Here is a 12,867-nt window from a genome sequence, read left to right as displayed (position 1 = left end):
GCGATGCTTGAGTCTAGTTTACTGCTTAACGCAACGAGCCAACCTGCTAGCTCATCTAGCACCGGCAGCCGTGTTGCTGCTCTCGACAGCCAGGCATTTTTAAAGCTGCTCACAACTCAGTTGCAGCACCAAGACCCCCTCTCGCCGGCTGATCCAGGAGAAACAGTGCAGCAGCTCGCTGCGTTGACTCAAGCATCCACGCTGCAAGAGATCAGCGGCTTACTTAGGCAATTACTGGGGAAGGGATCGACTTACGATCCTGCGTCGTGGCTTGGTCGGTCCGTGCTGGTGCCATCATCAAGCGCAATACCCCGCGCGGACGGTACCTACGCTGGAGAAGTGCTAACCGAAAGTCCGGCGGCGCTGGATATCACCTTTACCGACGGCAGCGGCGCAGTCGTTCATACCGAGCATCATGAAAATGCCGCGAAAGGCATTCTGAGCTTTTCGTGGGATGGTCGAGTAAACGGCACTGCAGTGAAAGGGCCTTTGAGCATCACTGTAGCCACCAGTTCAGGTAAGCCGCCAGCTGTTGCGGTCTGGACAGCCGTAACCGGTATTCGGGGCCCGGGCACATCCGACATAGGGCTGGAAACTCCACTCGGGACGTTTTCTCGAGACGGTGTAATAGACCTCCGATAGCCTGGAGATGACTCCTGTACACGGGATCTAGATTGATTTTCCGCACTCGGTGACAGACATGAAAACCAGAGCGCTCGAACCGCTGAGCGACATCATCCCTGAGGCCGGCATTGAATGGCGGGTTTTTTACTATTTCACCCGTGCGGCCGTGTCGTTCATATGGGTGGGAGCAGCGGTCACCACTGGATCACTCCTGCCTTTCGCTGCTGCAGTGCTGACCATTTTCTACCCCGCTTGGGACGCGGCGGCGAGTTTTCTGGATGTGTATCGACATGGAGGGATGGGTCGTAACCCTGTGCAATCCACCAACGCAATTTTGAGTCTGCTGACGACGGTCGCCATCGCCATAGCGCTAGCAGTCAGTATGAATTGGATGATTGCTGTGTTTGGTTTATGGGCGACGATATCCGGGTCTCTTCAGATAATAGTGGCTGTTCGACGTCGCACTTCCTACAGCGCTCAGTGGCTGATGATCCTTAGTGGTGCCCAGTCCGCGATAGCAGGCGCATTCTTTCTCAGACAGGCCATGCTGGCCGGTATTCACGGCATCAACGATATCGTTCCTTATGCAGCATTCGGTGCATTTTATTTCCTGATGTCAGGCATCTGGCTCATGTTCTCCGGGGCGCGACGTCGACAGCATTGAGTGTGAGAGGCAATGGCTCATGTGATCGGCTCTATCTCCCTCCAGTGGTGATCCACGAGTGGCTCGGCAGGGCATAACTTCCAACATCCGGAGATGACACTTAGAGCCTGGAAGTGCAGATGATCTAGCAAAGGTCTGGCAATCATTGAAGACAAGATGCGCCGCCAATCGGCCTGATGAAGAAGGCAACAGGGAAATTACCAACATGCAGGAGAGTCGTATGATGCTACGTTTTGTTGTAGGCGTTGCGGGGCTATGGTGTTCGATCAACTGTCTTGCCGAGCTGCGGCCGCAATCCGCCGCAGAGCTGTGCACAGTCCTGAACGACACTCACTTACGTGCCAACGATTGGACTGTTCGCAAGATTGGTCAGGAAGGGTGCAGCAGTGGCGCTCGACCTATCAACTCTGCTCGGGTCGATGGCAACACGATCTCCTTCTCCGCCGAAGGGATTGATGGGATACCCAACCGGGTAAAGCTGATCCTTGATGTGGTGCAGCCTTCGGATGACGACGCAGCCCGCCGCGAACTGGTCAAGGCCACAAAACGCCTTTCGGTACGTGTGCTCGGTCTTTCGATCCCGCACGCATTTGACGAAGCCATTCTCAAAGCCGAACCTATCAGTCTGGCAGTAGGCAGCGGTCGAGCTACTCTGACTCGAACTGTCGTTGACAAAAAGAGCTATCTGCTGACCGTGGTAATGGAGTGAGAGGTTATCCCGCCATGCAGTGAACGTTAAAGTCCGCCGACCGCGTAATGCTTACAAGATCGGCGGGGTCGGGAAGAGGGCGCCGCTTCGACTATGTTCAATACAGGTCACGGAGGCCGTTATGTCACCCGCGCCCTTCTTCCAAAGCTCGAGCATTATCGTCTCGCGGTGAGCAGCCGAAGAAGGACTTATAGGCACGGCTGAACGCCGCCTCAGACTCATATCCGACCGCAAACCCCACCTCTCCGACGCGACTGTGCCCTTGCAGTAGCATGCATTTAGCCAGTGATAAGCGCCATTCATTCTGGTATCGCAGTGGCGGGCGGCCCACCAAGGTGTTGAAGCGTTCGCAGAAGTTGGACCTGGACATGCCAGCTATCTCGGCCAGCGCATTGTTGCTCCACTGCTGACCAGGTGTTTCATGGATGGCTTTCAGTGCTCGAGCGATTCTCGGATCGGACAGCGCTTTTAACCAGCCGGAGGCAGCCCGCTGATGCACCCAGGTTCGCAGGATGCGAATGACCACCAGGTCAATGAGCCGTGAGACCATCAGTGCGCCGCCTGGCTGTGTATTGCCAGCTTCGAGAAGCATGAAGTGAAGAATCCCCTCAGACCACGCTGCAGCATCGTCCTTGGGAATCAAGATCGTCGGTGGAAGGGAGAAAACCATGGCTTCAAAACTGCTTGCGTCGAACCAGAAACGGCAGATCACGATCTCTGCGCGTTCAGCACCTGCGCTCAGGTTTAGCACGGATGACGAATGGGGAAGCAGGAGCACATCACCCGGCTGCATCGCCACCCCTGGATCTGCACCGCAGCGGATGTGCAGCGAGCCTGATCGCAACATGCATACGTGGGCACTTTTCTCATCCAGCATCAGGGGCTTGTTGCTCTCGAGCGTCACTGAATAAACGTGGTCACCGGTCAGACGAATTTTAGCCAGTACCTGAGAGAGCAGGTCCGCTGCTACAAAGCCTTCAAGTTGCATTTCTGGATGAACGATCAAGTTTTCCATGGAATTCATCATGTCTGAATGGGGGCGCGCTCGTTAGCATCCAGTGTCAGCACAAGCTTCTGCGCACAGGTAAGGCAGGATAACTGCTACGTGCCCAAGACGTGCTATGCGTATCATCCATCAAACGGAAAATCGTTGAAATGTTCGGAATCTCACCCATCGGCTGGCTCCATACACTGGGCAGTCTGCCCGCCATCCCACTCGCTGCTTACATGTTCGTGCGTCACGGTCGCATCGTCCCTCGTTCGACACCAGGGGTGCTTTACTTGATTTTCATGCTGATCGGCGCAGTGACGGTGTTTTTGGTGGCAAAGCAGCCCGTGAGCAATTTCATTGGCGTAATCACGCTGGCGTTGCTGCTAGGGGGATACGGTATGGGGCTCTTGGGATGGAAAGGCCGTGCGGTCGCGTATATCGAAACCATCCTCTTGAGCCTCACAGCGTTCTTTTTGATGATCCCAACGGTGTCTGAGACTTTGCGGCGCGTTCCAGACGGTCATCCATTCGTCACCGACCTGAAGTCGCCCCTCCTGATTGGTGCACAAGGTCTCATCTTCCTTGTGCTTGTCCTAGGCGTAGCCACGCAAGTTTACTTCTTGCGAAAAGGCCGTCTAGTTCGCTAGAACGCATACGATTACCACTATGTGTTGAAACCGTCCGATGTCATTGACCTGCTAACACGACTTGGCAAGGGGCCGCCAATGACATCGGCCCGTTTGGGCATTCGCGCTCATTCTTTCTGAACCTCGATGCACTGTGGCGCAATGCCATTCCTGTCTCCGCTCACAATCCTCCTTTTCGACGCTGTCTGCATTATCAAACGTGATCGCGTCAGCTGTGTCGCCTAGGTCTCCCCAATTCCCACAAAAAATCCACAACACCCTGTATCGGGATTGCTTGCAGTTTTGTTGTTATGTAGTTATAACAACATCACGTCAACAATCCGTAACTATTACAAAAGGAGGCGACATGACCCCTTCTACCCTCAGGGAGCAGCTAGAAGCACCTGGCATGATCATCGCGCCCGGCGCTTATGACGGCATCGGCGCAAGGCTTATCGAGCAAGCGGGATTCGGTGCGGTGTACATGACCGGAGCAGGTACTTCTGCGGCCCGCGGATACCCTGATTTTGGTCTGCTGACGATGACAGAGATGGTCGAAAACGCGGCGGCGATGGCCAGATCGATTGGCGTACCGTTGATCGCAGATGCCGATACCGGTTACGGCAATGAGTTGAACGTTACTCGCACTGTGCGTGAGTTTGAGGCCCGTCGGGTGTCTGCCATTCATATTGAAGATCAGGTGGCACCCAAGCGCTGCGGTCACCTAGACGGTAAGCAAGTTATCTCCCGCAGTGAGTTTGTTTCAAAGATCCGTAGCGCTGTACAAGCCCGTCGAAGTTCAGAGTTCGTGGTAATAGCTCGCACCGACGCGCGGGCCATGCATGACCTTGAAGAGGCGATCTGGCGTGCCAACGCGGCCCTGGACGCGGGGGCCGACATGGCGTTTGTCGAGGCGACGCAATCCTTGGCAGAGGCGGTTGCAGTGCCTCAGCAAGTGAATGGTCCTTGCGTCCTCAATGTCGTCCCAGGCGGGCGCACGCCGCTGTTTGACCTTCGTCAGGCTGAAGAATGGGGGTACAAGATGGCGATCCTTCCCGGGCTGATGTTCATGGCGGGTCTGAAGGCAGGAGACGAGGCGCTTGCCGCCCTCAAAGCCACCCTCATTGCCCCTGATTCCAGTGAGTCGGTTGCTCAGTTGTTTCGTCGCTTCGGGGCTGACGAATGGGACGAATTGCGTACGCGTTTCAATGCCGGCGCGACCATGGGGCTCTGATGATGACAAGCACGCTGTTCGATAAGCTGTGGAATGCCCATGTCATTCGAGATCTGGGTGATGGGTGGGCGTTACTGCACATTGATCGTCATCTGCTGCATGACTTGTCGGGGCCTCCTGCGTTAGCGGATGTCGATGCACGCGGGATGAAGCTACACAATCCTGAACTGGTGTTCTCGACTCCGGATCATGCTGTTTCGAGCCAGCCGGGCCGTGTGGCTTCGACTTATCCTGTGGGTGGAAAACTTCATGCGGCGCTTAAATCGCGTAGCGATTTGATGGGTGTGCGCATGTTTGATCTCGGGCAACCGGGGCAGGGCATTGTGCACGTTATGGGGCCGGAACTTGGAATAGTGCTGCCTGGGCTGACTTTGATCTGCGGGGATAGTCATACCTGCACCAACGGCGGGCTGGGTGCGATGGCCTTTGGTGTCGGTTCATCGGAAAGTACTCACGCTCTGGCCACTCAGACGCTGCGGCAGCAAAAACCGAAGCAATTGCGAATTCGTTGCGAGGGCACACTGCGTCCAGGCGTGACGCCCAAAGATCTCGCGCTACATATTATTCGTGAGCTGGGCGCTGCAGCAGGTGTCGGATCAGCGATCGAATTTGCCGGACCGGCCATCGAGGCGATGGAAGTGGAAGGCCGACTTACGCTGTGTAACTTGTCCGTGGAGCTCGGCGCCCGTTTCGGCATCATTGCGCCGGACGAGCGTACTTTCGAGTACCTGCGCGGCAAACCGTATGCTCCCCAAGGGGCAGTGTTTGATGCGGCGGTCAGCGACTGGCGCAAGCTTTTCAGTGATCCGGATGCGCATTTTGATCGAGAGGAAGTCATCGACGCCTCGTTCGTGACTCCGACCATCACCTGGGGAACCAGTCCTGAACATGCCATCCCGGTTGACGGTCGGGTGCCGGATCCAGATGACGTCACCGATGTGGCCCGTCGCGCCACGTTGCGGGCAGCACTCGACTATATGGGGTTGAAGGCTGGCCAGGCTATCGCCGGAACGCCCATCGACTGGGTATTCATAGGCTCCTGTGCGAATTCGCGATTGTCTGATCTGCGTGCGGCGGCCGAAGTGATACGTGGGAAGCAGGTAGCAGACCGAGTAACAGCATGGGTCGTGCCGGGATCGGAACTGGTCAAGCGAGCAGCAGAAGCGGAGGGGCTGGATAAGGTTTTCAAGGCCGCGGGCTTCGCTTGGCGCGAACCGGGTTGCAGCATGTGCGTAGCAGCGAACGGAGAGCAAGTACCGCCACAACAGCGTTCAGTATCGACGTCGAACCGGAATTTCGTGGGTCGCCAAGGACCTGGTGCACGCACGCATCTGGCCAGCCCCGCGATGGCTGCCGCCGCTGCTATTGCTGGTGCGATTACGGACGTGAAAGGGGTAATGCCATGAGCCTTCGACCGTTCACCGTTGTAAGTGGCCCGGCTGCGCATTTGCCACGAACCAATGTCGATACGGATGTGATCATCCGTATCGAACGGCTGACTACCCTGACCAGAGAAGAGCTTGGCCCATACGCGTTCGAAGCCCTGCGCTATCGAGAAGACGGTAGCGAGGATCCGGAATGCGTGTTCAACCGGTCGGAGTTCCGAAATGCCCCGTTTCTTCTCGCGGGCGAAAATTTCGGTTGTGGCTCGTCCCGTGAACCTGCGGTATCCGCGCTTCAGTGTCTGGGTATTCGATGTGTAATCGCGCCGAGCTTCGGCGATATCTTTTTCAGCAACTGTTTTCAGAATGGCGTGTTGCCGATTCGTTTGCCAGCCGCTGACATCGACAGAGTGGCTGCCGCTTGTCGCAACGGCGAACCGCTTAGCGTCGATCTCAATGCGCAAACACTAAATACCCACGATGGATTTTGCGCCAGATTTACGGTTGATCCACTGCGTCGCGAAGCACTGTTGCACGGACTGGACGACATCGGTTTGACCCTTCGAGAAGAGGCATTGATCACCGAGTGGCAACGGCTGGACCGAATATCCAGGCCGTGGGCATGGCCTGTGAAGCGCTGATCGATCACGCGAACGAAGCGCTGCTGCCCACGATTATAAGTGCGGTGAAAGGGTCGTCGCGACCCATGAGCAGACCGGCCGCTGGGTCTGCTCATGACGTACTGCAAGTACGCGTTTTGGATTCAGTGAGCACCGCATTCCAGGCAAACAATGACAACAATAAAGCAGGAGTATTTTTATGCGTGAACACGTCTTCGATGTGTCTGCCGTAACTGTCGACAGTCCCGAGCCTTGCGCGATGACGGCTGGCGACATTGCTGCGCGCTTGGACCGGCTCCCGGCAACGCGCACGATCTGGTCGATGGTGCTGCTGCTGTCGGTAGGGTCGTTCTTTGAATTCTACGAACTTGTCTCAACCGCATACGTCATGCCTGGATTGATCCAGAGCGGAGTCTTCAGCGCGACCACGCAAAGCCTGTTTGGTATGACGGGTGCGGCGAGTTATATCGCGGCAACGCTCGTCGGCATTTTTCTGGGCGTGCTGCTTCTCGGTCCAGCCACCGATCGAATGGGGCGTCGGGCTGTTTTCACATTCGCGTTACTAGGCTACTCGGCAGCCACCGCCATTCTGGCTTTTCAGTCGGATGCGTATGCCCTCAGCTTCTGGCGGTTGGTGGTCGGTATCTTTCTGGGGGTAGAAATCATCACGATCGACACCTATTTGAGTGAGATTGTTCCTCCCAGGATTCGCGGACGTGCTTTTGCAGTTCTGAGAACGTGCAGTTGGGTGGCCGCCCCGGTCGTTGCGTTGATTGCGTATCTGTTGGTGCCCACACAGGTGCTTGGTTTTGATGGCTGGCGCTGGGTGTTCTGGATCGGCGCATGCGGTGCATTTCTTATCTGGTTTTTACGCCGAAACTTGCCCGAAAGCCCCAGGTGGCTGGCCAGTCGCGGTCGCTTAGATGAAGCCCATGCTGTGCTGAGCGAGATCGAAGCCAAGGTGGAGAAAGACTTAGGGGCCGCGTTGCCCAAACCCTTACCAGCGGCTCTGCCAAAATCCAGCAAAGTGGATCGTTTGCCCGGTATCTGGGGTCGGCCTTATCGCGCTCGCACTGTGATGCTACTCGTCTGTCAGATCGGTATGGGCATCGCCTTGTACGGTTTCACTTACTGGATGCCGACCTTTCTCGTCGAGCATGGCATCAGTCTCACCAAAAGCCTGGAATACAGCCTGATCATCTCCTGCATGTATCCGCTGGGGCCTTTTGTGGCGGTTTTCTTTGCGGATCGAGTGGAACGCAAATGGCAACTGCTCTTCGTCGGGAGCATGCTGATTGTGGGAGGGCTGTTTTTCATAGATATGCGGAGCATGGTGCCTCTAATTATCGCGGGATCGGCAGTCTCGCTAGCGATTGCCGTCGTGCCGATGGTGGTCCACACCTATCAGAACGAGCTTTACCCCACACGCCACCGTGCTTTCGCGACGAGCGTTGTGGTCGCAGTGGGGCGTCTTGGGGGCGCGATTAGCGGGTTTCTGATCGCCGCCGCCCTTAGGTATGCGGGAGTGACAGGCGCGCTGACTGTCATCTGTGGGGCGATGGCCGTGTCGATGCTGGCTGTAGTGCTGTTCGGACCCCAAACGCGAGGTCGTTCGTTGGAGGAGTTGAACAACGAGTGATCGAGCTTCTATTTGCTGGTGCATGTGATCCAGCGCAACTGAGACTTGGAAGGAGTCATACAACAATGAAAACCAATGACATCAAAACTGACGCGAGACGTGTCATCGACATCGTGAAAGACGGAGGCATCGGTCTTGTACCGAATGACACTGGCTATGCCTTTGTCGGGTCGTCACTCGAACCGTTGCGCAGGATTTTTGAAACGAAAATGCGCGGTAGTCATAAGCGCAACGCTATGGCGGGCACGCTGGATATGCAGCGCGAGTTACATACGCTCGACAAGCGTGCCCAGCAGATGGTCGACGCGCTGGTACTCGATCACAACTTACCCATAGCTGTGGTTGCACCTTTCCGCCCAGACCATCCGATGATTCAGAAACTGGGTCCGGAACTGCTGCGCGCTAGTTCTGCAAAAGGGATGATCGGCGTGTTGTTGAACGGTGGGACCTTTCACGCCGAACTCTGCCGCCTCAGCTACGAAGAGACGGTGCCGCTGCTGGGCTCTTCGGCGAATTACACCGGGACAGGATCTCCGTTTCGCATTGAAGACATTCCGGATGAGCTTCGCAAGATCGCCGATATTGAGGTCAACCATGGCCTGCGCCGCGGGCACGTCTATCAACGTGCGGGAACGGTCATAAATTTCAGCACGATGGAGGTGATTCGCATCGGTGGCTGTTACGAGCTGATTTCGGACGTTCTGCGTCGCTACTTCGATGTCGAGCTTCCGGCAGATCCAGGGCTGGCCACGTTGCCCTCGGGCCACCTCAATGAATTCGCGCTCAAGGGCGTGGAGTAAGCTCGTTCAACCTCAACCGTGCCCATACGGGCACGGTTCTTAAGGCTCGTGCTGCTACATGAGGTGCACGTCGCATTCGCCGGAATGGTCGGTCGATCCGCGTGACGTTGTCAGGATGGCTGGTCACATTGCGGGCCGATTCGGGGCCTGCTATCTGGAAGGGGCAATCAGGGAAGAGGTGTCGAGGATCACCTGACCGGCCGCCAGTGTGTTGACGTCCTCGCCAGATATCTCCATCAGAATGCTGGAGCGGTCTGCAACCATGTAGATAGTCAGATGCAGCACAGGTCGCTCATCCAGGTCGTGCATCAAGCGGACCATCTTCAGCAGCGGGCTTCCTACTTCCGTGTGTAGCAAACGCGCCCTGTTCGGATCGCCTACGGTTGCGCTGATTTCCTGCACAACGCGCCCGAACTTGATTCCCTGATCCATCAGGATTTCGTAAAGCGCTTTCTGAGCAAGGGCCGCCTCGTTCACGTCTTCGGCGACCGAGGCGAGTACCCAGGCATCCGTCAGCATGGCAGGGACGCCCTTGTGATTACTGCGCAATCTCAACGCGTGGACGGCATGAGCCGTTGGGGGGAGATGCAGCAATTTGGCGATATCTGGCGGAGGCACGGCTTGCTCCACCTCAAGCACCTGCACCACTGTTTCAACTGCGGCCTGGCGCAGGCTGTCAATCAGATTAAGGCTGGGGGGCAGGCGGGTGTAGGCGGGATTTTCCACAACAAAGGTGCCGCGTCCGTGCCGCCGCTCGACGACGCCTTGGGCGGCTAGATCGGCCAGTGCACGGCGGACTGTGATGCGCGATACACCGAAACGCTCGCACAGCGCTTCTTCATTCGGAAGTGCGCCACTGGGGTAAAGCTCACGAGAAATTTCTTCGCGCAAGACGAGATAGATCTGACGATGCAAGGCGGTTCCCTTGGCACCGGATAGCGGGGGAGGCGTCGTCGTTATGTTCATGGTCGCAGCATAGCAGGTAGATCTCTTGTCGATAATCCCGCCGCCAGGGGCCAGTGACGGCCTCTGGCGAGTCCCTGACTGGCGCTCTCGGCAGGAAGTGGGTATCAGGCAGGCAATTCGGTCGGACAGACTTGAATTGCAGTCATTATATGGTTATAACAACGATACATCACCATTTCGTTTTACTACCTGATAAGCGAGGAGTGACCCATAGCACGGGACTGGACGCGGTGGTACCGATCCGGCGGTGAATGAGGCCGGAGCATTACAAAAATAAGATCTACAACGAGAAGGCTGATTCTAATGATAAAAAAACCTTGTCTGCCCGTTCGCACGACCCTGCTTTTGACGGCAGTGATGATAACCCCGCCGGTCAATGCCGATTTTTTCAGCGACGGCAAAGGTCGGCTGGATTTGAAAAACTATTACTTCAGCCGGGATTTTCGCGACGGTTTTCCCTCGCAATCCAGGCGCTCAGAGTGGGCGCAGGGGGTCGAGCTCAACCTCAAGTCTGGATTCACTCCCGGCCCTATTGGGTTCGGAGTGGACGCCGTTGGCTTGCTCGGCATCAAGCTCGACTCCAGTCCCGCTCGCGCCGGAACCGGGATATTGCCACGTGGAGAGCACGGCGCCAGCGATGACTTCTCTACATTGCTCGTGACGGCGAAAGCCAGGTTCCATGAGAGCGAGCTGCGTGTGGGAAGCTTGAATCCGGCGCTGCCGCTGCTGCTTTCAAATAACACGCGACTGTTCGATCAATACTTCAATGGCGCCCAAATTACCTCCAAGGAGGTCAAGGATTTTACGTTTCACTTTGGCAAAATCGACAAGACGAAGCTGCGTGACTCTTCTGGCATGGACCCGCTGACGACATCAGATCACCGCGAAACCAGCGACAGCTACACCTATGGCGGGGTCGACTACAAGGTCCTGCCGAACTTGCAGTTGAGCGCACATGCCAGTGAGCTCAAAGACTTTTACACGCGACACTTTCTTGGGCTGACCTATAACGTCCCTATAGGGCCGGGCAAGGCGTTCACCGACCTGCGTTACTTCCAGGCTAGGCAGACGGGACAGGAGGTTATCGGCAAGCTCGACAACCGCGTCGTCAGCACCAATTTCGGTTACCAAATTGCCGCGCATACCTTCAGCGGCGGCTATCAGAAAGTCATGGGGGACACCGCGTATACCTATTTGGGCGGGACTGGTACTTACCTCTTTAGTGAGCAAATGGCGAGTATCTTTGCCGCCCAGGATGAGCGCGTTTGGCATTTCCGGTACGACTATGATTTTGCAGCGTTGGGTATCCCGGGATTGAAGTTCAACGTCCGCTACGTTACAGGCGATCAGGTGGATCCTGAGAACCTCACCACGCGCAAAGGACGCTTGCTTCGCGCCGCAGGCGAAGAAGGAAAGGAGTGGGAACGCTCCACGGATATTACCTACGTGGTTCAGAGCGGCCCTTTGAAGAATTTCGGTGTGCGCTGGCGTAACAGCACCAATCGCTCCACCTATGCCGACAGCGTCGATGAGAATCGTCTGATATTGACGTATGGCGTCAGCTTCTAGCCGATTTTCTATCTTCCACAAACCCGATATTCATCTCCATCCCTACGACGTGCCGTTGAGCGAGCGTACCCGCGATGCCTGCGTACGTTGGGGGATTGCTACCGGAGTGCCAATGCTGCAACCTCCTCGCACATAATTGTACGGGGTAGGGTGATGGACTGGAGTGATATGCGGGTCTTTCTGGCGATTGCTCGCAGCGGATCACTGGGCGCCGCAGCGAAGCAGTTGCGTGTCAGCCACCCCACAGTCGGTCGGCGCCTGCAAGTGCTTGAACAGACGAGTGGCCAGCCTCTGTTTTTACGCACGGCCCAAGGGCTGGTCCTCACCGACACAGGCGAGCGGATTCTCGGTCTGGCGGAGGAGATGGAGCAGAATGCATTGTCGATCGAACGCCGCCTGGCGGGGGATAGCGACCAGCCTGAAGGTCTGTTGCGGATCTCGTGTGCGGAGTGGTTCGCCGGTTACGTTCTGACACCGGTGTTTCGTGAGTTGGCTCTACGTTATCCATTGATCGCACCCGAGGTGATTCCTGGCCATCGCCTGTTCGATCTGGCGCGGCGTGACGCGGATATCGCCTTTCGCATCGTGCCTTTCACCGAGCCCGATATCGTGCATCGTAAACTGACCACCATGCGTTATGGCTTGTACGCGAGCGCTGGCAGTTCTGCGCCAAAGCCCGATGGCAAGGGCTTGGGGCTGATATTGATGAACATAGCCCAAGCCCACTATCCCGATGTGCACTGGCTGCAGCAGCGATTCCCACTGGCTCGCACCGTGTTTACCAGCAGCAGCCGCACTGTGCAGGCCCAGGTGTGCGCGAGCGGCCTCGGCGTTGCGGTCTTGCCGCGTCCGCTCGGCGATCGCACTCCGGGACTTCAATTGCTAGACCCGGACGAGCCGCCACCGGGTCGTGACATTTGGATGGGTTACCACCAGGACATGCGCCAGATGGACCGGCTGCGAGCGCTCGCTGACCTGGCTTCGAGCATGATTGGCTCCGAGTGATGATGCGCTGATCCCTGTGGGATCGGGCAGATCATTGA

General features: G+C 56.7%; 13 protein-coding genes. 11 read left to right on the top strand and 2 right to left on the bottom strand.

The window, feature by feature from the left end; translation table 11 throughout:
* Positions 1 to 3 precede the first annotated feature (3 nt).
* From BWR59_RS03445 to BWR59_RS03435, 3 genes are all read left to right on the top strand, one after another.
* Entirely contained in the window at positions 4 to 642 is a 639-nt protein-coding gene (locus BWR59_RS03445) for a flagellar hook capping FlgD N-terminal domain-containing protein (protein WP_081564235.1), read from the top strand.
* Between the two features lie 58 nt (positions 643 to 700).
* Positions 701 to 1,288 (top strand): DUF308 domain-containing protein, encoded by a 588-nt coding sequence (locus BWR59_RS03440; RefSeq protein ID WP_081564234.1) that lies wholly within the window; start codon positions 701 to 703, stop codon positions 1,286 to 1,288.
* A gap of 220 nt (positions 1,289 to 1,508) precedes the next feature.
* The gene (locus BWR59_RS03435) at positions 1,509 to 1,997 is read left to right on the top strand and encodes a hypothetical protein (RefSeq protein ID WP_081564233.1); all 489 of its coding nucleotides are present in this window, start codon (positions 1,509 to 1,511) and stop codon (positions 1,995 to 1,997) included.
* A 124-nt stretch (positions 1,998 to 2,121) separates the two neighbouring features.
* Here BWR59_RS03435 and BWR59_RS03430 read toward each other — a convergent pair whose 3' ends face one another.
* Positions 2,122 to 3,012: an AraC family transcriptional regulator gene (locus BWR59_RS03430; RefSeq protein ID WP_230981949.1), complete on the bottom strand. Its 891-nt coding sequence runs from the start codon at positions 3,010 to 3,012 to the stop codon at positions 2,122 to 2,124.
* Between the two features lie 140 nt (positions 3,013 to 3,152).
* On the opposite strand from BWR59_RS03430, the gene BWR59_RS03425 reads away from it, so the two are divergent.
* From BWR59_RS03425 to BWR59_RS03400, 6 genes are all read left to right on the top strand, one after another.
* Complete coding sequence (locus BWR59_RS03425; protein WP_081564231.1) at positions 3,153 to 3,635, top strand: hypothetical protein; 483 nt, start codon at positions 3,153 to 3,155, stop codon at positions 3,633 to 3,635.
* 346 nt (positions 3,636 to 3,981) lie between these two features.
* Complete coding sequence (locus BWR59_RS03420) at positions 3,982 to 4,848, top strand: isocitrate lyase/PEP mutase family protein (RefSeq protein ID WP_081564230.1); 867 nt, start codon at positions 3,982 to 3,984, stop codon at positions 4,846 to 4,848.
* The gene (gene leuC / locus BWR59_RS03415; RefSeq protein WP_081564229.1) at positions 4,848 to 6,254 is read left to right on the top strand and encodes a 3-isopropylmalate dehydratase large subunit; all 1,407 of its coding nucleotides are present in this window, start codon (positions 4,848 to 4,850) and stop codon (positions 6,252 to 6,254) included. Before BWR59_RS03420 ends, leuC begins: the two co-directional genes overlap by 1 nt.
* A complete protein-coding gene (leuD, locus tag BWR59_RS03410) occupies positions 6,251 to 6,871 on the top strand; it encodes a 3-isopropylmalate dehydratase small subunit (RefSeq protein ID WP_081564228.1) in 621 nt (206 codons plus the stop codon). The genes leuC and leuD overlap by 4 nt, the downstream gene beginning before the upstream one ends.
* Before the next feature lie 178 nt (positions 6,872 to 7,049).
* Positions 7,050 to 8,489 carry an MFS transporter gene (locus BWR59_RS03405; RefSeq protein WP_218191139.1) on the top strand — a complete coding sequence of 480 codons (1,440 nt, stop codon included), beginning with the start codon at positions 7,050 to 7,052 and terminating at the stop codon, positions 8,487 to 8,489.
* Between the two features lie 65 nt (positions 8,490 to 8,554).
* Positions 8,555 to 9,289 carry a Sua5/YciO/YrdC/YwlC family protein gene (locus tag BWR59_RS03400; protein WP_081564227.1) on the top strand — a complete coding sequence of 245 codons (735 nt, stop codon included), beginning with the start codon at positions 8,555 to 8,557 and terminating at the stop codon, positions 9,287 to 9,289.
* Positions 9,290 to 9,439: 150 nt separating this feature from the next.
* Here BWR59_RS03400 and BWR59_RS03395 read toward each other — a convergent pair whose 3' ends face one another.
* Complete coding sequence (locus BWR59_RS03395) at positions 9,440 to 10,204, bottom strand: GntR family transcriptional regulator (RefSeq protein ID WP_218191137.1); 765 nt, start codon at positions 10,202 to 10,204, stop codon at positions 9,440 to 9,442.
* Between the two features lie 354 nt (positions 10,205 to 10,558).
* Between BWR59_RS03395 and BWR59_RS03390 the strand changes: the two genes are divergently transcribed.
* A complete protein-coding gene (locus BWR59_RS03390; RefSeq protein ID WP_081564225.1) occupies positions 10,559 to 11,824 on the top strand; it encodes an OprD family porin in 1,266 nt (421 codons plus the stop codon).
* Between the two features lie 153 nt (positions 11,825 to 11,977).
* The gene (locus tag BWR59_RS03385) at positions 11,978 to 12,829 is read left to right on the top strand and encodes a LysR family transcriptional regulator (RefSeq protein ID WP_081564224.1); all 852 of its coding nucleotides are present in this window, start codon (positions 11,978 to 11,980) and stop codon (positions 12,827 to 12,829) included.
* The last annotated feature ends 38 nt before the right edge of the window (positions 12,830 to 12,867 follow it).

Origin of the sequence: Pseudomonas sp. Bc-h (assembly GCF_002080045.1) — a bacterium.
Classification (GTDB): Bacteria; Pseudomonadota; Gammaproteobacteria; order Pseudomonadales; family Pseudomonadaceae; genus Aquipseudomonas.
Note: the sequence above shows the minus strand (reverse complement) of the source record. Positions and strands in the feature narration are given on the sequence as shown.